At 47.7% G+C, this 22,280-nt stretch carries 18 protein-coding genes and 1 tRNA gene; 17 read left to right on the forward strand and 2 right to left on the reverse strand.

Annotated features, from left to right (window positions below; genetic code table 11):
* Positions 1 to 35: 35 nt before the first annotated feature.
* A complete protein-coding gene (locus tag ACAW87_RS00705) occupies positions 36 to 929 on the forward strand; it encodes a tetratricopeptide repeat protein (RefSeq protein ID WP_370721226.1) in 894 nt (297 codons plus the stop codon).
* Between the two features lie 176 nt (positions 930 to 1,105).
* On the opposite strand, the gene ACAW87_RS00710 is transcribed toward ACAW87_RS00705, so the two are convergent.
* A complete protein-coding gene (locus ACAW87_RS00710; RefSeq protein WP_370721227.1) occupies positions 1,106 to 2,137 on the reverse strand; it encodes a toxin-antitoxin system YwqK family antitoxin in 1,032 nt (343 codons plus the stop codon).
* Positions 2,138 to 2,308: 171 nt separating this feature from the next.
* Between ACAW87_RS00710 and fcl the strand changes: the two genes are divergently transcribed.
* Positions 2,309 to 3,250 (forward strand): GDP-L-fucose synthase, encoded by a 942-nt coding sequence (gene fcl / locus ACAW87_RS00715; protein ID WP_370721228.1) that lies wholly within the window; start codon positions 2,309 to 2,311, stop codon positions 3,248 to 3,250.
* A gap of 114 nt (positions 3,251 to 3,364) precedes the next feature.
* Here fcl and ACAW87_RS00720 read toward each other — a convergent pair whose 3' ends face one another.
* Positions 3,365 to 3,997: an acetyltransferase gene (locus ACAW87_RS00720; RefSeq protein ID WP_370721229.1), complete on the reverse strand. Its 633-nt coding sequence runs from the start codon at positions 3,995 to 3,997 to the stop codon at positions 3,365 to 3,367.
* Positions 3,998 to 4,090: 93 nt separating this feature from the next.
* On the opposite strand from ACAW87_RS00720, the gene ACAW87_RS00725 reads away from it, so the two are divergent.
* The 15 genes from ACAW87_RS00725 (at position 4,091) to ACAW87_RS00795 (ending at position 22,274) form a co-directional block, all read left to right on the forward strand.
* The gene (locus tag ACAW87_RS00725; RefSeq protein WP_370721230.1) at positions 4,091 to 4,960 is read left to right on the forward strand and encodes a UDP-2,3-diacylglucosamine diphosphatase; all 870 of its coding nucleotides are present in this window, start codon (positions 4,091 to 4,093) and stop codon (positions 4,958 to 4,960) included.
* 6 nt (positions 4,961 to 4,966) lie between these two features.
* Positions 4,967 to 6,100 (forward strand): glycosyltransferase family protein, encoded by a 1,134-nt coding sequence (locus ACAW87_RS00730; protein WP_370721231.1) that lies wholly within the window; start codon positions 4,967 to 4,969, stop codon positions 6,098 to 6,100.
* A gap of 169 nt (positions 6,101 to 6,269) precedes the next feature.
* Positions 6,270 to 8,693 carry a penicillin acylase family protein gene (locus ACAW87_RS00735; protein ID WP_370721232.1) on the forward strand — a complete coding sequence of 808 codons (2,424 nt, stop codon included), beginning with the start codon at positions 6,270 to 6,272 and terminating at the stop codon, positions 8,691 to 8,693.
* A gap of 87 nt (positions 8,694 to 8,780) precedes the next feature.
* The gene (locus ACAW87_RS00740; protein ID WP_370721233.1) at positions 8,781 to 9,140 is read left to right on the forward strand and encodes a hypothetical protein; all 360 of its coding nucleotides are present in this window, start codon (positions 8,781 to 8,783) and stop codon (positions 9,138 to 9,140) included.
* A gap of 36 nt (positions 9,141 to 9,176) precedes the next feature.
* Positions 9,177 to 9,779 carry an OmpH/Skp family outer membrane protein gene (locus ACAW87_RS00745; protein ID WP_370721234.1) on the forward strand — a complete coding sequence of 201 codons (603 nt, stop codon included), beginning with the start codon at positions 9,177 to 9,179 and terminating at the stop codon, positions 9,777 to 9,779.
* 488 nt (positions 9,780 to 10,267) lie between these two features.
* Positions 10,268 to 10,735: an SsrA-binding protein SmpB gene (gene smpB, locus ACAW87_RS00750; protein ID WP_370721235.1), complete on the forward strand. Its 468-nt coding sequence runs from the start codon at positions 10,268 to 10,270 to the stop codon at positions 10,733 to 10,735.
* Between the two features lie 98 nt (positions 10,736 to 10,833).
* Positions 10,834 to 11,352 (forward strand): HNH endonuclease, encoded by a 519-nt coding sequence (locus ACAW87_RS00755; RefSeq protein WP_370721236.1) that lies wholly within the window; start codon positions 10,834 to 10,836, stop codon positions 11,350 to 11,352.
* A gap of 228 nt (positions 11,353 to 11,580) precedes the next feature.
* Positions 11,581 to 13,365, forward strand: a complete 1,785-nt coding sequence (rpsA, locus tag ACAW87_RS00760) for a 30S ribosomal protein S1 (protein ID WP_370721237.1) — start codon at positions 11,581 to 11,583, stop codon at positions 13,363 to 13,365.
* Between the two features lie 114 nt (positions 13,366 to 13,479).
* A tRNA-Cys gene (locus tag ACAW87_RS00765) sits at positions 13,480 to 13,550 on the forward strand.
* A gap of 220 nt (positions 13,551 to 13,770) precedes the next feature.
* Positions 13,771 to 15,117, forward strand: coding sequence for a c-type cytochrome (locus ACAW87_RS00770; protein ID WP_370721238.1), 1,347 nt, complete (start codon positions 13,771 to 13,773; stop codon positions 15,115 to 15,117).
* A gap of 45 nt (positions 15,118 to 15,162) precedes the next feature.
* Positions 15,163 to 18,276 (forward strand): TAT-variant-translocated molybdopterin oxidoreductase, encoded by a 3,114-nt coding sequence (locus ACAW87_RS00775; RefSeq protein ID WP_370721239.1) that lies wholly within the window; start codon positions 15,163 to 15,165, stop codon positions 18,274 to 18,276.
* Between the two features lie 29 nt (positions 18,277 to 18,305).
* Positions 18,306 to 19,733, forward strand: a complete 1,428-nt coding sequence (nrfD, locus tag ACAW87_RS00780) for an NrfD/PsrC family molybdoenzyme membrane anchor subunit (RefSeq protein ID WP_370721240.1) — start codon at positions 18,306 to 18,308, stop codon at positions 19,731 to 19,733.
* 21 nt (positions 19,734 to 19,754) lie between these two features.
* Positions 19,755 to 20,285 (forward strand): DUF3341 domain-containing protein, encoded by a 531-nt coding sequence (locus ACAW87_RS00785; RefSeq protein WP_370721241.1) that lies wholly within the window; start codon positions 19,755 to 19,757, stop codon positions 20,283 to 20,285.
* Between the two features lie 11 nt (positions 20,286 to 20,296).
* Positions 20,297 to 20,899, forward strand: a complete 603-nt coding sequence (locus ACAW87_RS00790) for a c-type cytochrome (RefSeq protein ID WP_370721242.1) — start codon at positions 20,297 to 20,299, stop codon at positions 20,897 to 20,899.
* Between the two features lie 67 nt (positions 20,900 to 20,966).
* On the forward strand, positions 20,967 to 22,274 hold the full coding sequence (locus ACAW87_RS00795; protein WP_370721243.1) for a quinol:cytochrome C oxidoreductase: 1,308 nt from the start codon (positions 20,967 to 20,969) through the stop codon (positions 22,272 to 22,274).
* The last annotated feature ends 6 nt before the right edge of the window (positions 22,275 to 22,280 follow it).

The following is a 22,280-nucleotide window of genomic DNA, read 5'->3' on the forward strand; positions in this document are numbered from 1 at the left end:
TACTAACTTCAATGCCCCGTCGTTCTACGGTAGCTATGCAAACTCATCGTACGCAGTCAGGATTCGTTTATCAGCCCCACACGTCAGGTACGTTGTTGGGGGCTTGGGAGGCAACCGCTCTGTTGTTGTTGTTACTCCCTGGTCTTGCTTTTAGTCAGGCTCAAACGCCGGTAATAGTAAAAGCAACGAAGCAGGCATCAGTAAAAGTGGCGGAAGTACAGAAGTCAGATACACAAACGGCCGATTTGTCAGCGTCGCGAACGGTAGCTTCGGGCACCTTGGAGAGAGAGATAAGGCCTGTTGTTGGTGAGCGCGTTGTTGATGCTAGAATTGTTCCGCTCTTTGGCGAACGCTCGAAGTCGCCCAGTCAGATTGAAGAGGAAATCATTTTTCTGAACGACTGCGATCAGAATTTCGCCTCGCGCGAAGAGGCCAGTCAGTTTTTTGCTTCTCGTGGCTGGGAGTACATTGGCGAGGCTCAATTAGACACCGCCGCGTATCGGTTCAATCTGGCTTATCTGCTGAATGACAAAAACCCGGATGTATACTGGGGTTTGGGTGTTGTTTCGTATCAGCGTAGTCAGCTTACAGAAGCGGTTCGGATGTTGAAGCGCGGTGTCTCTTTGTCTGATACCAACGCGATCATGATGACAGATCTGGCTACAGTTGAAATGGAATTGTATCAGGCTAAATCAGATACGGCCAGTCTGGAAGATGCGCGCGATCATTTGCAAAAAGCGCTCTTCCTTCGCCCCGACCATGCTACTGCCTACTCTAAACTGTCGATAGCCAGCTACCTGCAGGCCGATTACCGATCTGCCTGGATGTATCTGCACAAAGCGTATAAGATCGAAATATCAAGTCTTGATTTAACGTACCTACAGGAGTTGCTGGCCAAACAGCCCGATCCGCTAGGTGTTTTCAAATAAAACGTACTGTATATAAACAGGAAGCCCCGCCAGATTTAGACTCGGCGGGGCTTCCTGTTTATATACAGTACGTTTGAACGGTATTCACGTTTGAGGTGAAGTAAATGCAAAGGCACTTTCAAGTCGTTGACTATTTGCACGAAGCAACTGGCTCCAGCCATCAACGTACCTGAACACTACTGCGCTTCTTCTTCCTCTTCACTGCTCACTGCTTTCTCTTTGGGGCGCTCGTAAGTGATTTTGCCTTTCTCGTCCCATTCCGACAGAACAACGGGTTCTACGTTGCTTTCCCAGCAATCGCGGGCGTATTGGGTAACCCGGCGACGGAACCGGCGGGTGCCACCTGGGTGATATTCTGTCCAGCGCCCCACTTTCACGCCATTGTCGTATTTACCTTCTTCGGCTAGCTGTCCGTTGGGGTGGTAGGCCAGGTACGTTCCTTTCAGCTTGCCGTATTCGTAGGGCAACACCTCTTTCACCTTCGTATGGGCTGAGTCGTAATAAGTGATGTGCGCATCGGCCGGAAAACCGTGATGATAACGTACTTTGTCGATCAGCGCAAATTTGGCGTCGTACCTTTCCCATCGTCCGTCTTTGGCTCCCAGGTAATAGAAGCCCTCTTCGACCAGGTCGCCGTTTTGAAATCGTTTATATGGGCCGTGCATGAGGTAAACACCCGTTGCCTCTTTAGTTATAGCCTTGATGCGGGCTTCTTTTGGGCTGTAGCCAAACGTTTCGCGTACATACGAGCTAGGGTCCTGCCATGTTTTCAGCACGTGAAATTCCTGCACAATGGTTCGGTCGCCGGAGCCGGTCTTAATAAACTGTCGAATCATGGGGAAGCCTTCGTAATCGGTTTTAGAGGCTTTCTTTTTCTCGCGTTTCTCGCCTTTGCTCTTTTTGAACGAATTCAGTTTCAGTCCCAAGTCTGGAATGCTGCTGCCGAGCATATCGCTCAGCATACTGCCAGTCGAATCTTTTTTAGGAATACCGGGTAGTCCGTAGGCCGTCGTTGATAAAGGATCGCTCACGACAGATGAAGGAATGCCAGCCTGTTCAGCCACTTTTTTCAGGAAACTACCTTTCTGTTTTTTTGGAATGGCTACCGGTGGCCCGCCTGCCGTGGTCAGGGCAGAGGGCGCCGTTTGGGCCAATACACACGAAGTGGCCAGTAACGCAGTCAGAAAGAGGGAGAAGCAACGATACATGGATGTTTTTAATCTGGTTTAAGCCCCGAATGCCTGGTTTATGAGCAGACGGGAATCGTTGGGTGCATGAAGCTGTTAACTTTGCACTGCTACGGTTGCAACGTGCTATCGTAACGATTATTTCACAAAAAAGGGCCGAACTACACAGAACGGGCCAAGGATTGATTCACAGTGGAAAAACAGGCTAAAATTTATGTGGCTGGTCACCGGGGTATGGTGGGCTCGGCTCTTGTTCGTCATCTGACCGCCAGCGGTTATACAAACATCATCGCCCGTACTTCGTCGGAGCTGGATCTGCGCAATCAGGCGGCTGTTGCTGACTTTTTCGCCGCAGAGAAACCCGAATACGTTTTCCTGGCAGCGGCGAAAGTAGGCGGTATTCTAGCCAACAACATTTATCGGGCCGATTTTCTGTACGAGAACCTGATGATCGAGGCCAATATTATCCACAGTGCTTATCAGCATGGTGTGAATAAGCTGTTGTTTCTGGGTTCTTCGTGCATTTACCCAAAGATGGCACCGCAACCCTTGAAAGAAGAGGCGTTGTTGAGCGGTTTTCTGGAACCAACCAATGAGCCTTATGCGATTGCCAAAATTGCAGGCATCAAACTATGCGAATCATATCGTATTCAGTACGGGGCCAACTTTATTTCGGCAATGCCAACAAATCTGTACGGCCCCAACGATAACTACAATCTACAGGGTTCGCACGTACTGCCGGCTTTGATTCGTAAGTTTCACGAAGCAAAGGTCAATAACCAGCCGTTTGTTGAAGTATGGGGTACGGGATCACCGTTCCGTGAGTTTATGCACGCCGATGATCTGGCCGAGGCCTGTGTTTATCTGATGAATAATTATGACGGCGAGCAATTTGTAAACGTAGGCACCGGCGAAGAATTGACCATCCGCAATCTGGCCGAAATGGTGATGGAAGTTGTCGGTTTTGAAGGTGAACTCCGCTGGAACACCGATAAGCCTGACGGTACTCCTCGTAAGCTGATGGACGTGTCTCGTCTGCACAATATGGGCTACAAACACAAAATTGACCTTAAATCAGGTTTAGAATCAACGTATCAGGATTTCCTCAAAAATCAGGAAATGTACGCGGTCTAGACCATAAAAGAGTTTAACGTTCAACGTCTAAGGTCCAATGTTGCGCTGCTAAAGTCCACAAGGGTGGATTAGCAGCGCAACATTGGACCTTAGACGTTGAACGTTAAACTCTTTCTACAATCCCTTTGCCGGGTTGCCGAATACCGTTGCGTTGGCAGGTACGTTCTCTACAACGACTGATCCTGCACCAACGCGAGCTCCTTTTCCAACGGTAATGCCTGAAACAAGCACTGATCCTGTGCCAATGTAGGCCCCTTCTTCCAGCGTAACACCGCTGTTGATTACCGCGCCTGCGCCTACATGTACAAAATCGCCCAATGTAGCGCGGGTTTCAATGATAGCGCCGCTTAAAATCAGACAATGCTGGCCCACGTTGGCCATTGAATTGACTACTGCCCGGGCGGCAATCAAATTGCCGTGGCCAATTGTTGCCATAGCTGATACTATTGCTGTGTCATGAATAGCGTTGACGGGTTGCGTTTTGCGCCGTTCATTCAACAGCTTCACCAGTTTCTGACGTACCCGTCCGTCGCCGATAGCTACGAAAGCTTCGCATTTTGGGCCAATAAGTTTCAGGAAACCATCATCGTCGGTATCGCCTAAAATAGGTACTACGCCAAACTCCTGCCCATGCAACGCTTTGTCATCATCGAGTAGGCCATAAACAACCACCGCGTTGCGCTGAAATATATCTAAAGCGGTGAGGCCGAGGTTACCGGCGCCAAAAATCAATACGGGATTTTCCATTCGTAATAAGTAGACAATATTGGGGCTAGTATCATCTTGATTTGATAATCAGTAGATAAAAACCAGGTCATATGTAACGGGTAAGTTTGGGTCATGAAACAGGCAACGCTGTTCAGAACCATTGTGTTATCCGATCTTCATCTGGGTACAGCCGGATCAAAGGCCAGGGAAGCTACCGATTTTCTGAAATATCATTCGTGTCAGAAGCTTATCCTCAACGGCGACATCATCGACGGTTGGCAGCTACGCCAGCAAGGTGTCTGGAAGAAGAAGCACACCGCCTTTTTTAAGGTCGTTTTAAAGCAAATCGTTCATCACGACACGAAAGTGATCTACCTGCGAGGAAATCACGACGATTTTCTGGATCAGGTATTACCGCTACACGTTGGCCGAAATTTTCGCATTCAGCGCGATTATCTGCTGAAGTCGCAGGGGCCAACTGGGGAGCGTAGTTTTTACGTCACCCACGGTGATGTGTTCGATTCTATTACGTCGCACATGAAATGGCTGGCTTATCTGGGCGACATGGGCTACACGTTCCTGCTTTGGGTTAACAAGCTATATAACCAGTATCGTGCCTGGCGGGGACTTGCTTACTATTCCTTGTCACAAACGGTGAAGCAACGCATCAAATCGGCGGTCAGCTACATCTCCGATTTTGAAGAAAAATTGACCGAGTTGGCCCGCGCCCGCCATTGCGACGGCATCATCTGCGGCCATATTCATCAGCCCGCCATTCGGCAAATCAACGGCCTCACCTACATGAATTCAGGCGATTGGGTGGAGTCGCTCAGTGCACTGGTCGAAGATCATGAGGGCAACTGGAATTTGCTCTACTATTCATCAGACATGGCAGCTACTCCCTCTACTACCGACCTGGTCGATGCCGAGGAATCGATTCCTATAGCTGAGAGCGAGTCTATCCAGCACGTGATTTTGAGTGAGGTATTCACAAAAAGCTAACCAACTATGCGCTTCTTGTTTGTTATTCAGGGTGAAGGCCGCGGACATCTGACCCAGGCCATTTCGTTGGCCCAAATTCTTCAGGCGGCGGGCCATGAGGTAGTCCGGGCCATGGTTGGGCTAGCGGAACGTAGACCCATACCTGCTTTTTTTGCCGAACAGTTTCCGGCCCCCCACACCCCACTCATCACCCCTGAGTTGATCTATTGTGCGCAGACGAATTGCCTGAACGTGGGAGCCACGGTAAGCAAGGCTATTGGGCAGTTGGGTACGTTCAGAAGCAGTATGCGGCAATTGCACGAAAACATTGAGCTTGAAAAGCCAGATATCGTCGTCAATTTTTTCGAGCTGCTTTGTGGACTGACTTATGCGTTTCATAAACCGTCGGTCCCGGTAGTCAGTGTGGCGCATCAGTTCATGGCGCTGCACCCGAATTTTACGTTTCCGGCTAAACGCTGGCTCGATAAAGCGTCGTTTCTGGCTTTGGTGCGGCTAAACGCGATTGGATCCACCGAATTATTCGGCCTTTCGTTCGATCAGCAACCCGACGCACCTGAACGCCGTTTACGGGTAATGCCGCCACTACTACGGGCCGAGTTGGCTATGCTTAAGGTTAGCAACGAATCGTTTTTTCTAGCCTACACCACGCAACCAGGATTACGGTCAGTAGTCTACGGCGCCCATCATCAGCAACCGGGTCAGGCGTTACGTTACTATCACGCTGCCGTTGACCATGTAGAGGAACAGGTTGATGATACGCTGACCGAGTGTAAGCTGGATGGACAACGCTACTTACAGGATATGGCACGCTGTGAGGCTGTCATTACCACGGCAGGATTTGAATCGGTTTGCGAAGCTATGTACCTAGGGAAGCCGGTGCTGATGATGCCGCAGCCCAATCACTACGAACAGGCTTGTAACGCACTGGACGGGCAACGTGCCGGGGCCGGAGTAGCTTCGGATACATTCGATCTTACTCGGCTGATTGGCTACTTGCCTGCACATGATGCCAAAGCAACAAAACGCTTCAGACAATGGCAAAGCCGGGTCAGTGGTTTGTTCCTTGCCGGTTTGAACAGAGCAGCTACCCCACAAAAAACAGGTCAGTCTCAACAGACAGGCCGCATCCAGACAGCCTGAGTCAGTTATCAGTTATCAGTTACCAGTAAAAAGTTATCAGCTCTGCGTCGATGCAGGCTGTTTCATAGAGGAGGTTCCTGAGCGGAGCCACTGATAACTGATAACTGATAACTGTTCATTGATAATTGATATGGATTGCGCAATTTTGGCTGAAATCGGTCAAACCCTTATGCGCATTCTTAAAGCGATTCTATCCTTAGCCCTTGCTATTTCCCTTGTTTATGCCCTTGATCGAAGCTGGGGCGCTGTGCCGGCAGTCGGGCCATTACTCAGTCCGTTCACTGGCTTTTGGCAAAATGCCGAAAAGTCAGATCAGCTTCAGGCTCAGGAAATCGATCTTGACGGTACTCGTGAACCTGTAGAAGTTGTATTCGACAGTTTGCATATCCCGCACGTATTCGCGAAAAATGATTACGATGCCTACTTCGTGCAAGGCTATCTGACGGCCCATGATCGGCTTTGGCAGATGGAGTTTCAAACACATGCTGCGGCTGGTCGATTGAGCGAAATTGTGGGAGATCGGGCGATTGAACTCGACCGGTATAACCGTCGCCTAGGTATGGGCTTTGCGGCCGAGAAGTCGGTCGCTTTCATGATGGATGATCCGCGCACGAAAGAATCGGTTGATGCCTATACGGCTGGGATTAACGCCTACATCGCTCAGTTAAAACCGGCTAATTACCCGCTCGAATATAAACTATTGGGCTACGCACCCGAACCCTGGGCACCTATCAAGTGCGCGTATTTTCTCAAATACATGTCGGGGGTATTGGCGTTAGGAGCCGATGATGTGGCGATGACCAATATTCTGGCCAAGTACGGCCCCGACATTACCCGCGATCTATTTCCTAATTATCCGCATAAAGAAGATCCGATCATCCCCGTTGGGACCAAATGGGATTTTTTGCCTGTTTACTATCTGAAGTCGCCCATGAATCCCAAACCGGGGAAAGGCGATTTTGCCATGAATTGGCCGAGGCATGACCCCGCCATTGGCTCTAACAACTGGGCTGTTGCCGCCGAAAAATCGGCTACGGGTTACCCGTTATTGGCCAACGACCCGCACTTATCATTAAGTTTGCCTTCTATCTGGTACCTGATTCAATTGCACACGCCCACTATGAACGTAATGGGCGCGTCGATGCCTGGTTCGCCCGGTATTATCGGAGGATTCAATGAGAAGATTGCCTGGGGAGAAACCAATGTTGGCTCAGACGTACTGGATTTCTATCAGATCAAATTCAAAGACAATAACCGCCAGGAGTACTGGCACGATAACAAGTGGAAACGCGTAACCCGCCGTATTGAAACGGTGAAGGTTAAGGGGAAGCCCGACGTGGTAGATACCGTTTTGTATACACACCACGGTCCTGTGATGTACACGCAAGGGCAGAAGTCATACGCCAAAAATTTTCCTGTTGGGTATGCGGTGCGCTGGGTGGCACACGATGCAGCCAATGAACTGCTTTGTTTTTACCTGCTGAATCGGGCACAGAACCATGATGATTACCGGGAGGCAATGCTTTCTTATGGTTCACCCGCGCAAAATTTCGTGTATGCTGATGTGAACAAAGACATTGCTATTTCGCCCAATGGTCGGTTTCCGTTGAAAACAAAGGAGCAGGGCAAATTTCTGCTCGATGGTACTAACCCCGCCCACGACTGGATGGCCTATATACCGGCCGTTCATAACCCACACGTGAAAAATCCACCGCGTGGGTTTGTGTCGTCGGCCAACCAATCGTCAACCGATCCAACGTATCCTTATTACCTAAACTGGCAGTTTGCCCCACCCGAGCGGGGAACGCGCATTAACCAGCGACTAACGGTAATGGGCAAGGCGACCGTAGACAGCATGGCGAAATTGCAATACGATAACCACAACCTGCGGGCGGCAAACCTATTGCCTAAGTTGCTGGTTCAGGTACGTTCAGGTACGTTATCGGCATCGCAGCAACAGGCATTGAAGACCGTTCAACAGTGGCGATTCAATAACGATATTACAGAAGTAGGTGCCACGATTTTTTCGGAATGGGAAAAGCGGTTTATGGATGCGCTTTGGGCCGATGACATGCCCGACGCTGACACGCTACCCATGAAAATGCCTTCGGCCGATCGGACCATGCGGATGATCGATGAAAATCCGACGGCGCGTTGGGTCGATGATATTCGGACTCCCGCCCGTGAGACTCTGGCGGATATTGTCACTCAAAGTTTTCGGGCTACGGTTGATACGCTCACGAAACGACACGGTCCTCAGGGAGTTAAATGGCAATGGGCTACTGTCAAGGCGACCCGTATCGCTCATTTGGCTCGCCTCGATGCGCTTAGCGCCATGAACGTGCAAGTGGGTGGCGGTGCAACTGTCGTGAACGCGACTACAACCCGAACCGGTCCATCGTGGCGACTGGTAGTGGCGCTTGGGCCAACCCCCCAAGGCTATGCCGCTGTTCCGGGTGGGCAGTCGGGTAATCCAGGTAGTCATTATTACCTGAATATGCTGGAGCCCTGGCGTCGCGGAGAGCTCACACCCCTTCAGTTTATGTCAACGGCCAACGCTTCAGGTACGTCCGTACGCTGGACATTGAAATAAGCATGTAGCGCCGAAGCTCCAGCTTCGGGAGTTTAACAAATATTTGCACACTCCCGAAGCTGGAGCTTCGGTGCTACATATATAACTATGATTCCTATTCTCTTGATTGCCCTGCTGAGCTTACTGTCTCAACTTGTGCTACCCTGGTGGAGCATTGCTCTAGTCACGTTTGCTTTTTGTTTTGGTAGACCTTCCAGTGGAGGCCGGGCTTTCCTGCACAGTTTTGTGGGCGTAGGTTTGGTATGGTTCATCTATGCCCTCATGCAGCATATTCAGTCGGGCGGAATTTTAACCAGCCGAATGAGCGAAGTTATGAACTTGCCGTCTACTCCGGTTTATCTATTGGTGCTGACCCCGTTGTTGGGAGGCCTTGTGGCTGGATTTGCCGGGTTGGCAGGTTATTGGGTTCGTCAAACCGTATTACCGACCGTAGCTGTAAAATCGTAGCTTTGTCCTATAAATCAATTTATAATCATTTAGCTTGTGAAGAATGCATCTCTGGCGATCAATGTAGTGCTCGCCATCGCCGTAGCCGTACTGTACTATCTCCATTTCAAGGAACATAAGTCAGGTGCTGAAACAAAAGAAACGCCTAAGCTGGTTGAAGGGCGCAAACTGGTCTATGTAAACATTGATTCACTGGCTGCCAATTACGAGTATTTCAAAGACACCCGTAAGGTGCTCGAAAGCAAACAGTATCAATTGGAGAATGACCTGCAAACCCGGGGTCGGTCATTACAGAACGAAGTGGCTTTCTTCCAGCAACGGGCGCAAACCATGACACAGGAGCAAGGACGGGCCGCTGAAGCCTCTTTGCAAAAGAAGAATCAGGACTTAATGGCCTACCGTGAACAGGCTGCTCAAGGGTTAGCCATTGAGAAAGCAAAAAAAGACGAAGAGCTGTATAATCAAATCTTCGATTATCTGAAGAAGGTAAATACCCAAAACAAATACGAGATGGTTCTTGGCTATCAGAAAGGAGGAAATATTCTGTTTGCTGATGGAGGTAGTGACGCTACTAAGCGAATCATTGATGGTTTGAACAAAGAGTATAAAGACAAGCAAGCTGCTGCCCCTAAAAAGTAGTTTGTTGTCACGTGCCACAAAAAAAGATAGCTCAATCGCGAGCTATCTTTTTTTGTGGCATACATTTTGTTATATGTTACTGTTATTTGTAAAACATATAACTCTACTTCCATTTGAGAAAAGAAGAGCAGATAATCTGATCAATTACAACTCATGAGCGGTTTTTTGACCGTTTCGGCATCGTTTTTGCCTTAAAGTAAGTGCCTCACGTCGGTATCTGTTTCAGATACGACGTTTACATCGCTCTGGCTGGTCGATGCCGTATTGGGTCCTGAGGCTGTGGCTTCAATGCCATATATAGATGAAAATTTATATATGAAACGTTGGCCAGCCGGGCGACTTTCTACCGGTTTAGCAAGTATTAGGTAAATTTTCCGAACCCCGGTCCCACGACCGGGGTTTTCTTTGTTTAGTTCGTAGTCAGGTACGTTGTTGTCTTGGCAGACATATGGACTCACTACACACATCTTCTTTAATGCTCTTTTTAAATGGCCAGTACAGCGATTGTTAAGCAAGTTGATATCCGAAATCGGAGAGCCTCCTTCGAGTATTCTTTTCTAGAGACTTATTCGGCTGGTTTAGTCCTGAGCGGAACAGAGATTAAATCTATACGGCAAGGGAAGGTGAATTTACAAGACGCTTACTGTCTGTTTTTGAATGATGAACTGTATGTACGGCAGATGAGCGTTTCAGCATATACGGAAGGTACATACAACAATCATGAACCACTTCGTGACCGAAAACTGCTATTGACAAAGCGTGAACTGAGGAAGTTGTCTGAAAAATTGAAGGATCAGGGATTAACAATTGTGCCTGTACGCTTGTATACCAATCCAAGAGGCTTTGCCAAACTTGATATTGCCCTAGCGAAAGGCAAGAAGTTATTCGACAAGCGTGATAGCATCAAGGAACGCGATGTTTCCCGTACCATGCAACGTGGTCAGTATGACGAATAGCAATCCGGCGCACAAACGGAAATTTAGGGTACACCGGACTTGGGTAAATGTGGATAAGTATGTAAATTGCTACCTAACAGAGGACTTACAACCAACACATGGGCAGGAAAGTTTTAGTCTTAAATCAAGATTACAGTGCGCTTAGCATCTGTTCCGTTCCTAAAGCGTTTTTGCTTGTTTATCTGAGCAAAGCCGAACTCGTTGCGCAGTCGGAGGCATTGTTTCTCCGTACTATCGACAAGGAGTTTCCAATGCCTACTGTTATCCGACTGCACCGGTATGTGCATCTGCCTTACAAGGGAGTGATGTTAACCCGGCAAAATATTTTCAGGCGCGACGGTCATCTCTGTCAGTACTGTGGCACTACAGACGATCTGACGCTCGATCATGTAGTACCCAAATCGAGAGGGGGAAAAACGAATTGGGATAATTTGCTGACTGCCTGTAAGCGCTGCAATTCCCGGAAAGGGGATTTCACTCCGGAAGAAGCAAACATGCGTATGCGTCATAAGCCTTTCAAACCCTCATTCATTGTTTTTCTTCGTGAATTCTCCGGCGTTCTGGATGATAGTTGGATGCCCTTTTTAAGTAATAAACGAGAACGAATGTACGATTAGCTTATAAACCCGGTCAAAAGCCGGGTTTTTTGTTGATACTTACTTAGTTAACAAATTTGAGTTGTCGAACCTTTTCTCCTTTGCACTTGCTATCTTTGCAGTCCTTTTCAAAAAAAGGAATGTTTGGCGCATCAACAGATGTGTTGATCGTTGAGTCATGTTTAATCAAAATTCAGTTTGCTCTGACCCTGCAAACTGACGTAACATCGGGTCGCGTTAACTAGTAGTATGAGCAAATCGCAGCAAACTGCAAACTTGCCCGAATTTGATTGGGATCGGGCAGACAACAAAGGATTCGGTAGCGGCTATTCAGCCGACGAGCGGTCACGTATGGAAGAGATGTACGGAGGTACACTCACCGAAGTAAACGAAAAGGATGTAGTAACAGGTACGGTCGTAGGGATTACTGACCGTGAAATTCTGTTGAACATCGGCTTTAAATCGGACGGTCTTGTGCCATCATCCGAATTCCGGGATCTGCCTGACCTGAAAGTTGGCGATCAGATTGACGTGTACATCGAAAACCAGGAAGACACCAACGGTCAACTGGTATTGTCGCGCAAGAAAGCCAAAGTAATCACCGCCTGGAAAAACATCCAGAAAGCACTCGACGAAGACCTCATCATCGATGGTTTCGTAAAGCGCCGTACTAAAGGTGGTTTGATCGTAGATATTTACGGCATCGAAGCCTTTTTGCCAGGTTCACAAATCGACGTTAAGCCGATTCGTGACTTCGACATTTATGTTGGCAAGAAGATGGAAGTGAAAGTGGTGAAAATCAACTACGCCAATGATAACGTAGTCGTTTCGCACAAAGTCCTGATCGAAAAAGATCTGGAAGCACAACGCGCTCAAATCCTGAACAACCTTGAGAAAGGTCAGGTACTGGAAGGCGTGATCAAAAACATGACCAACTTCGGTGTCTTCATCGATTTGGGTGGTGTTGATGGTCTGTTGCACATCACTGATATTTCGTGGGGCCGTATCAGCCACCCATCAGAGGTGCTTACGCTTGATCAGCGTGTAAACGTTGTAGTTCTCGATTTCGACGAAGAGAAGAAACGCATTTCGCTCGGTATGAAGCAACTCCAGGCTCACCCTTGGGATGCGTTGACCGAAGACATTCAGGTTGGTTCGAAAGTAAAAGGCCGGATCGTGAATGTTGCCGATTACGGTGCTTTCCTCGAAATCATGCCGGGCGTAGAAGGCCTGATTCACGTGTCAGAAATGTCATGGTCTCAGCATCTGCGCAACCCACAGGAATTCCTGAAAGTGAATGACGAAGTTGAAGCCGTTGTGCTGACACTCGACCGTCAGGATCGTAAGATGTCATTGGGCATCAAGCAACTTTCGGCTGACCCATGGACTCGTCCAGACCTGACATCGAAATATTCTGTTGGCACCCGCCACACGGGCATTGTTCGTAACCTGACCAACTTCGGCTTGTTCCTTGAACTGGAAGAAGGCATCGACGGACTGGTACACGTATCAGATCTATCTTGGACTAAGAAAATCAAACATCCATCAGACTTCACTAAAGCTGGTGAGAACCTCGATGTAGTTGTTCTGGAACTTGATGTTGATAACCGTCGTCTGGCACTAGGTCACAAGCAACTTGAAGAGAACCCATGGGATACGTTCGAAGATACGTTTACCCTTGGTTCGGTTCACCGTTGCACTATCTTGTCGAAGAATGATAAGATGGCGACACTGGAACTGCCTTACGGCATCGAAGGCTTCTGCACACTCCGTAATCTTGCAAAAGAAGATGGTACCGTTGCTGAAGTTGGCGAGTCGCTAGACTTCCGGGTAACTGAGTTCTCGAAAGAAGATAAGCGCATCATGCTGTCGCACACACGTACGTGGCAGGAGAAAAGCGAGCCAGCTAAAGAAGCCAAGCCAAAAGCAGCCAAGACTACACAGTCTACGTCGGCTCAGCCAGAGCGCGGTGCTACTTTAGGTGACCTCAGCTCACTTGCCGCTTTGAAAGAACAGATGGAAGGCAAAAACTAATTGCTTTATAATCTGGTCAGATTAATTACAAAAAGGCGTCTTTCACAGAAATGTTGAAAGACGCCTTTTGTTATTTAAGGCGAAACCCGTACGTTTGCAATCCCAAACCGACAAGGTTCCGTGGCCGAGTGGCTAGGCAGAGGTCTGCAAAACCTCGTACAGCGGTTCGAATCCGCTCGGAACCTCAATAGGATGTAGCCGCTAAGTAGCTAATACTTAGCGGCTAATTTTTTTTTGTGGCATTACCTGTTGCGTAGCTAATAATATGAACGTGGTAGAGCTTGCTCAAAAACAATATGGATTGAATCTAAGTAAAAAAAGTGGCCTTAAATAGCTTGGAACGGCTTTTTGTATTCTGGCAATCGTGGCTTACTTTTGTGGGCCGATGATATACATAGGTCAATTATGAAGGTGAAATTTGATTATAAATTAGTCGTTATGAGCCGTTTATCTAAGTTTTGCGGAGCGTTGACTCTGGCAGCTTTTCTGCTATTTCACGGTGAGCAGATGAACGCGCAGGATTCTTCAGCAGCTCAAGGGGGCGGTGGCCCTGCGACTGCAACCCCAGCGCCTGCTGCTGCTGGTGGAGGTGGAGATGTAGCCAAGGGTAAGGAGTTGTTTGAAAACAACTGTAAGACTTGCCACAATGCAAATGCCGAAGCGCTTGTAGGACCTGGCCTGGCTGGTGTTCGCCAACGTACCCCCGGCGAAGACTGGTTGAAAAAATGGATCAAAAATCCGTCTGCCATGATCGCATCGGGCGATGCCTATGCTGTCAAGATCTTCAATCAGTATAATAAAATTCAGATGACTTCATTCACCAATCTGTCTGATGGTGATATCACAAGCATTCTGGATTATATTGATTCTGAAAGTGCGCCCAAAGCAGCCGTAGCCGCTCCTGATGGCGCTCCTGCCGCTGGAGGCGGAGGTGGTGGTACAGCTACAGCGTCATCAGGTCCTTCTGAACTGTTCACGTTTGTATTGGTGGCGCTCTTGGTTGTGATGTTACTGGTACTAGGTGTACTGTTAGTAATCGTGACTATCTTATCTAAGGCAGTTGCTCCTCAAGGCGATGGTAGCGTAGTTGGAACACAAACAACCCCGCTTGTACAACGTATTCGTGACGGCCTGTTCAGCACCGTAAACAACTCAACAGTTCGTTCAGTAGCAATCTGGTTGTTTTTGTTCGTTGCTACCAAAATGTCGATTGATGGTCTTTATTCGATCGGTATTCAGCAAGGGTACGCGCCCAAGCAGCCTATTGCTTACTCACACAAGCTTCACGCAGGTCAGTACAAGATTGATTGTAATTACTGTCACACCGGTGTGAACAAAGGGAAATCTGCGCATATTCCTTCGGCCAACATTTGTATGAACTGTCACGGTGTGATTAAAAAGGAATCGCCTGAAATTCAGAAAATTTACGCTGCTATCGAGCAAAACAAGCCTATTGAGTGGATTCGGGTGCACAACCTTCCAGATTTGGCTTACTTCAATCACTCTCAGCACGTAAATGTTGGTAACGTTGAATGCCAGACCTGTCATGGTGAAATCCAGAAGATGGAAGTGGTAGAACAACGGTCTTCTCTTACCATGGGATGGTGTATCGATTGCCACCGTAAAACGGAGGTGAACACAAAAGACAACGCTTACTACGATAAGCTTGTTGCTCTGCACCGGAAAGAGACCAAAGAGCCGCTGAAGGTTGCCAACATTGGTGGTCTGGAATGTTCAAAGTGTCACTATTAATTTCTCAACTCAGCCAAACGGAGTCTCTCTGACTGGATTAAGTATATGGAACAAGTAACCAAACGGTATTGGAAGGGTGTTGAGGAGTTGCGTAATGACGCGAAATTCGTTAAAAACGCACAATCTGAATTTCCAGAGCCCTCTGGGAGCGATCTGGAAAGTCTGATTGAAGGCACCAACGCTCCCCGCCGGGATTTTTTGAAAACATTGGGTTTTGGCATGGCAGCAGTATCGCTTGCCGCCTGCGAAGCCCCCGTACGGAAAGCTATTCCGTATTTAAATAAGCCTGAGAATACGTTCCCTACCATTTCTGACTACTATGCGTCAACGTTTACAGATGGGGGTGACTATGCCAGTATTATTGTAGAGACTCGGGAAGGTCGACCCATCAAGATCGAGGGTAACCCATTATCGAGTATCTCTAAGGGAGGTACAACCGCCCGTGTTCAGGCTTCGCTTCTTTCATTGTATGATAATGAAAAGCTAAAGGGTCCAAAACGTGGTGAAACTGATATCGATTGGGCTACTGCCGATAAAGAGATTATCAGTCAGTTGTCAACTATCGCTGCACGTGGTGGAGCTATTCGGATAGTATCGTCAACTATCGCCAGTCCTTCAACTAAGGCTGTTATTGCTGACTTTGTTGCCAAATACCCAACTGCCCGTCATATTGTATATGATGCTAATTCGGCCTCAGGTATCATTCAGGCAAACCAGGCATCATTTGGTAAGGCAGTTGTTCCATCTTATGATTTCAGTAGAGCCAAAACTATCGTTAGTATTGGTGCTGATTTTCTGGGTACGTGGATTGCCCCTCTGGATCATGCTAAGCCATACGCCAAAACGCGTAAGATTGGTGCTGTAGGCGGTGGTAATAAAGAGATGTCTCGTCATTATCAGTTCGAGACTATTCTTTCAATGACCGGCGCCAACGCCGATTATCGGGGTACATATAAGCCTTCACAAGAAGGTCTCGTTGTTGCTAATCTATACAACAAGGTTGCTGCCAAGTTAGGTGGTACTGCGGTGAACGCTTCTCCCGTCACGGTTCAGTATCTGGATAAAGCTGCTGCTGATCTGATTGCTTCAAGAGGTGCCGCGGTGGTAGTAGCGGGTTCAAACGACCCGAACGTTCAAATTCTGGTTAATGCATTGAACAGCTTGTTAGGCAGTTATGCGTCAACGATCAATCTGAATGTTCCGGTAAATTATCGGCAGGGGAATGATCAGCAGATGAATGCTTTCATCGATGAGCTGAAAGGAGGTCGGGTGCAGGCGGCTATGTTCTACATGGCAAACCCTGTTTACGATCACCCACGTGGTGCCGAGATTGCAGAAGCGCTTCCTAAAGTAGCTCTGTCTCTATCTTTCGGTGACCGTGCCGATGAAACTGGTTCACTGACAAAATATGTGACTCCCGCTCCGCATTTCCTGGAGTGCTGGAACGACACCGAGCCTAAAGCTGGCTATTACAGCCTTACTCAGCCGGCTATTACGCACATATTCAAGACTCGGCAAATGCAATCGAGTTTGCTGACATGGGCTGGAAGAAGCAATGATTTCCAGGAGTATGTCCGCAGTTATTGGCGTACCAATATATTTCCAAAGGCCACCGGTTTTACCACATTCGACGAATTCTGGATAAAATCTCTCCATGATGGCGTATTTGAGCCTACTACATCGGCAGTTGCTGCTTCAGGAGTTGCTTTTGCAGGCAATGTAGCGGCCGCGGGAGCTGGTATCGTTCAGCGGTATAAGCCAACAACCGGTATTGAAGTTGCTCTCTACGAGAAAGTGGGTATGGGTACTGGTTCGCAAGCCAATAATCCCTGGATTCAAGAGTTTCCTGATCCCGTCTCTAAAGCGTGTTGGGACAACTACGCGGCTGTATCGCAGAAAACAGCAACTGATCTCGGCGTTGAGCAAAACGAAACGCTTACGATTGAAGTAGCTGGCAAATCAGTGGAGTTGCCAGTATTGATTCAACCGGGTCAGGCAGATCAGACAGTTGCTATTGCCATTGGTTACGGCCGGTCTAAGTCTGGTAAGTGTGCCAATGGTGTAGGGCAAAACGCTTATCCGTTTGCATCAGTTACTGGTGGCACGATTACCATGGCTGCTGTATCGGCTACCGTATCAAAAGCGGGAGGTCGTCATGAGATTGCACAAACGCAAACGCATGAAACGGTAATGGGCCGTCGGGCTGTACTGCAGGAAGGTATTCTGGCTCGCTACAAAAAGAATCCGAAAGAGGGACGTTATGAGCCTAAGGTTCAAACCTCGGAAGGGGCCGTAGAGCCAACTGATATCACGCTGTGGCACGGTTACGGTAAGCCAAACCACTCATGGGGTATGGTTATTGACCTGAACTCGTGTATTGGTTGTGGGGCTTGTGTAGTAGGCTGTATCTCTGAAAACAACACGCCAACTGTAGGACGTGAAGAGGTACTTGCCCGCCGTGAAATGCACTGGATGCGTATCGACCGCTATTACAGCAGTGATGCCGATATGGAGAGCATGGGTGTTATCGAAGGCTATCAGGCACTTGAAGTAGCTTCAGCAAATCCTGAAGTAACTTTCCAGCCGATGCTTTGTCAGCACTGCAGTAACGCTCCTTGCGAAACGGTATGCCCAGTACTGGCTACAACACACAGCACAGAGGGGTTAAACCAGATGACGTACAACCGCTGTATCGGTACACGTTATTGTGCAAACAACTGTCCTTATAAAGTTCGTCGTTTCAACTGGTTCAAGTACCACGATGAAGACAAGTTTGACTATCAGTTCAATAATGACCTTGGCAAAATGGTCATTAACCCTGATGTCACTGTACGTGCTCGTGGTGTAATTGAAAAGTGTTCATTCTGTGTGCAGCGTATCCAGGAGGGTAAGCTGACCGCTAAGAAAGAACGCCGTCGTCCCTTGCCTGACGAAATTCAGTCAGCCTGTGCACAAGCTTGCCCAACAGATGCCATCATCTTTGGCGATATGAACAATCCTGAGAGCACAATCTCGAAAGTGCTGTCAACTGAATTGAACGAACGCGCTTTCCACGTTCTGGAAGAAATTAACGTTCGCCCGCAAATTGCTTACCTGACTAAAATCCGTAACAAAGATGAAGGTCCAAAGCAGGAAACTACACAAGAATCACACGCGTAGGTCAACGTACTAATTGAATATAAAAAACGATGCACATCACTTCAGCCGTACGCACGCCATTAGTATCTAATGGAAAAACCTACGCAGATGTCACAGAAGATGTTTGCAGGCAGGTAGAAGGTCGTCCCACCAGAGAATGGACGATTGCATTTACAATCTCTGCCCTAGTACTTGTATATGGAACAGCGTGTGTACTCTACACATGGTGGGAAGGTCTTGGCGTATGGGGTCTAAATAAGACCGTAGGCTGGGCATGGGATATCACCAACTTCGTATGGTGGGTTGGTATCGGTCACGCAGGTACGTTGATTTCGGCTATCCTGTTGTTATTCCGTCAGAAGTGGCGGACCTCGATTAACCGGGCAGCAGAAGCGATGACCATTTTCGCCGTTATCTGTGCCGCCACGTTCATCTTTATGCACATGGGCCGTCCATGGCTGGCTTACTGGGCTTTACCATTGCCAAACACGTTTGGCTCATTGTGGGTAAACTTCAAATCGCCTCTGGTGTGGGACGTATTTGCTATTAGCACGTATTTCACTGTGTCTTTAGTGTTCTGGTACATGGGTTTAGTACCTGATCTGGCGACAATCCGTGACCGGGCCCGTAGTAAAGTAAGCCGCTATGTATACGGTGCTTTTTCGCTTGGTTGGAATGGTTCGGCTAAAACCTGGGCCCGTTACGAATACATCAGCCTTATTCTGGCTGGTATCTCGACGCCGCTGGTACTTTCTGTACACACCATTGTAAGTATGGACTTTGCTACTTCGGTTATTCCGGGTTGGCACACAACCATCTTCCCGCCTTACTTCGTAGCGGGTGCAATCTTCTCAGGTTTCGCGATGGTGCAAAACCTGATGCTGATTATCCGAGTGGTTTTCAAGCTGGAAGATTACATTACGGTAGAGCATATTGAGTCGATGAATAAGATCATCACACTTACCGGTTCTATTGTAGGTGTAGCGTATATCACTGAGTTCTTCATTGCCTGGTACTCAGGTGTAGAATATGAGAGCTATGCTTTCATCAACCGCGCTACGGGACCATACTGGTGGGCTTATCTGGCCATGATGACCTGTAACGTAGTGTCTCCCCAATTGTTCTGGTCTAAAACGATCCGTACATCTGTAGTTTGGACATTTGTGTTGTCAGTAATTGTGAACATTGGTATGTGGTTCGAGCGGTTTGTAATTATCGTTACTTCGCTACACCGCGATTATCTGCCATCGAGCTGGGCTATGTTCCACCCAACTCTATTTGACATCAGCGACTATCTTTTCTCATTTGGTTTGTTCTTTACGCTGTTCCTGTTGTTTGCTAAATTCTTGCCGGTAGTTAACATGGCTGAAGTAAAAGCAATCATCAAGTCGTCGTCGGCTCAATTACCAAAATCAGTTTCGGGCGTTGCAAAGGGTGAGCGTGTTACTGCGCCTACTTTTAACAAAAACGCTGACTAATTCACCTTTATAAGTATCTGTATGGCTTCGCCAGTTAACAGTAGATTTTTAGTAGGCATTTTTGACGACGATGATGTCGTGCTGAAAGCCGTCAGAGAAGTTCGTGAGTCGGGTGTACGCATCCACGAGGTATACACACCCTTTCCGGTGCATGGCCTTGACGTTGCATTGGGACATCCACGATCACGATTAGGGATAGTAGCTTTTATGTTTGGCCTGACCGGTCTGCTTACGGCTGCTTCGCTTATGTCGTATACTGAGAAATTTGACTGGCCAATGATTGTAGGCGGTAAAGACTCTTTTTCTTATCCGATCTACATTCCCATAGCCTTTGAGTTGACTGTACTTTTTACAGCTCTTGGTATGGTAGGTACGTTCATTATCTCTAATGGACTCGGACCAACTGTAAAACCTCTCATGTTCGATTTGCGGACAACTGATAACAAGTTTGCTATGGCCATTGATATGGAAAACAACAAACTTCAGGAATCAGAAATTGAGAAAATCCTGAAGCAGTCAGGAGCAGCTGAAGTAAACGTTAAGCAGTTCTAGATAGACCGATTATGAAATTTAAGCATATAGTGCTTTCATCAATTGGACTGGCATCTGTGTTTTTATTGAGTGCCTGTGGCGATAGCCGGAATGATACAGGTACCCAGTTTGCGCCTCAGATGTATGATCCGGTTGGCTATGAGCCTTACAAGCAAACAAAAGCGAATCCGTTTACTGCAAACGGTCTAAACATGCGCGACCCGGCAAGAGGAACAGTTTCCCGTGCCAATTACCATACTACATTTGGCAAGGGCGATAGTGCTGTGACCGATCTGATGGTATATAACATACCCAAAGACAGCATCGCAATCGCTGAGCGCACGTTAACCAATCCAATTCCTAATACAGAAGCATCTCTGAAAGAAGGAGAGATTCTATACGGCCGTTACTGTACTCACTGTCACGGAGAAGGTGGTAAAGGCGATGGTTTGGTTGGCAAAGAATACAAAGGTGTACCAAGCTATTCATCGGGCGCCTACCAGACAATGAATGATGGACATATATTCCATGTCATCACGCACGGTAAAGGGCGAATGTGGCCACACGGCTCACAAATGACACCAGAAGAACGCTGGAAAATTGTCATGTACGTTCACAAACTTCAGCAAGGATAATTTCTGAATCAGCTAGACAACTTTACTCAAACCAAGCATAGTTGTCATACCATCAATAGAGTTAATAATGGCATCAGTACACGCAATACCTTCCCTGGATGAGCAGTTTGAATTCACTGCGGATTCAAAACGGCGTTTGCTAATCGGCGGAGCCGTTGGCGTAGCGTTAGTTGTTCTCGGCGCCGTTCTGCTATCAGCGGGTGGAGGCGAACACGCACAAGAAGCAGTTCAGGGACATGGCCTGGCCGAAGGACATGAGGGTGCTCATGAGCACTACAAATGGACTACCCGGCTATGGGCTAATATTTGGGTCAACAGTATCTATTTCACTGGTATTGCTGTGGCCGGCATGTTCTTCATGTCATACAATTATTTGGCACAGGCAGGTTGGTCATCGGTGATCAAACGCGTTCCAGAAGCAATGCCTGCTTTTCTGCCTGTTACAGGCATCATCATGCTTGGCGTCTTCTTATTTGCCGGACATGATCTTTTTCACTGGACGCATGAGGGTTTATACGATAAAGCAAGTGCTGAATATGATCCAATCATTGCCGGTAAGAAAGGCTTCTTGAATACACCGTTCTTCTTGGGACGCATGGTTTTTTACTTCGTATCCTGGTACATGCTTTGGCGCGTATTGCGTAATCTGTCACTTCAAGAAGACTTGTATGGCGGAACGGAGTACTACTACAAGAGTATGAAGTATGGCACAATCTTTCTAGTTGTGTTTGCTGTCACCTCATCAACCGCTGCTTGGGACTTGATTATGTCAATTGACACGCACTGGTTCAGTACCATGTTTGGTTGGTATACATTGGCAAGCTGGCACGTAGCCGGATTAGCAACAATGACTCTCACGGTTGTTATGCTGAAGGAGCAGGGTTATCTAAAAGCTGTCAATCAGAACCACATCCACGATCTTGGTAAATTCGTTTTTGCATTCAGTATCTTCTGGACTTACGTTTGGTTCGCTCAGTTTATGCTGATTTATTACGCAAACTTACCGGAAGAGACTATTTATTACCGTGAGCGATTTAGTGGGCATGGTGGTATTTATTTTGCTCCATTTTGGGTGAACGTTGTACTAAACTTTGTCTTCCCATTTCTCGTTCTTATGACAAGAGATGCAAAGCGTACGACTATTTTATTGAAGGTTGCTTGCTGGGGTGTATTAGTTGGGCATTACTTCGACTTCTACATGAATATCATGCCGGGTACAGTTGGCTCACATGGTGGATTCGGTCCAATCGAATTTGGTATGATTCTAATCTTCGTTTGTGCGTTTATCTGGTCTGTATCAACTCAGCTAACAAAGGCCAATTTGATTGCCAAGAATCACCCGTTATTAGAAGAATCATTGCATCACGACATTTAGACTTTA

This window comes from Fibrella aquatica (assembly GCF_041321135.1).
Taxonomy (GTDB): domain Bacteria; phylum Bacteroidota; class Bacteroidia; order Cytophagales; family Spirosomataceae; genus Fibrella; species Fibrella aquatica.

Excerpts from the sequence above, each read along its gene's own strand:
- ACAW87_RS00725 (WP_370721230.1), top strand. The coding sequence starts at position 4,091 with ATGAAACAGGCAACGCTGTTCAGAACCATTGTGTTATCCGATCTTCAT.
- ACAW87_RS00795 (WP_370721243.1), top strand. The coding sequence starts at position 20,967 with ATGGCATCAGTACACGCAATACCTTCCCTGGATGAGCAGTTTGAATTC.
- ACAW87_RS00775 (WP_370721239.1), top strand. The coding sequence starts at position 15,163 with ATGGAACAAGTAACCAAACGGTATTGGAAGGGTGTTGAGGAGTTGCGT.
- ACAW87_RS00705 (WP_370721226.1), top strand. The coding sequence starts at position 36 with ATGCAAACTCATCGTACGCAGTCAGGATTCGTTTATCAGCCCCACACG.
- ACAW87_RS00730 (WP_370721231.1), top strand. The coding sequence starts at position 4,967 with ATGCGCTTCTTGTTTGTTATTCAGGGTGAAGGCCGCGGACATCTGACC.
- rpsA (WP_370721237.1), top strand. The coding sequence starts at position 11,581 with ATGAGCAAATCGCAGCAAACTGCAAACTTGCCCGAATTTGATTGGGAT.
- ACAW87_RS00755 (WP_370721236.1), top strand. The coding sequence starts at position 10,834 with ATGGGCAGGAAAGTTTTAGTCTTAAATCAAGATTACAGTGCGCTTAGC.
- ACAW87_RS00735 (WP_370721232.1), top strand. The coding sequence starts at position 6,270 with ATGCGCATTCTTAAAGCGATTCTATCCTTAGCCCTTGCTATTTCCCTT.
- ACAW87_RS00710 (WP_370721227.1), bottom strand. The coding sequence starts at position 2,137 with ATGTATCGTTGCTTCTCCCTCTTTCTGACTGCGTTACTGGCCACTTCG.
- smpB (WP_370721235.1), top strand. The coding sequence starts at position 10,268 with ATGGCCAGTACAGCGATTGTTAAGCAAGTTGATATCCGAAATCGGAGA.
- ACAW87_RS00720 (WP_370721229.1), bottom strand. The coding sequence starts at position 3,997 with ATGGAAAATCCCGTATTGATTTTTGGCGCCGGTAACCTCGGCCTCACC.
- ACAW87_RS00740 (WP_370721233.1), top strand. The coding sequence starts at position 8,781 with ATGATTCCTATTCTCTTGATTGCCCTGCTGAGCTTACTGTCTCAACTT.
- nrfD (WP_370721240.1), top strand. The coding sequence starts at position 18,306 with ATGCACATCACTTCAGCCGTACGCACGCCATTAGTATCTAATGGAAAA.
- ACAW87_RS00770 (WP_370721238.1), top strand. The coding sequence starts at position 13,771 with ATGAAGGTGAAATTTGATTATAAATTAGTCGTTATGAGCCGTTTATCT.
- ACAW87_RS00785 (WP_370721241.1), top strand. The coding sequence starts at position 19,755 with ATGGCTTCGCCAGTTAACAGTAGATTTTTAGTAGGCATTTTTGACGAC.
- ACAW87_RS00790 (WP_370721242.1), top strand. The coding sequence starts at position 20,297 with ATGAAATTTAAGCATATAGTGCTTTCATCAATTGGACTGGCATCTGTG.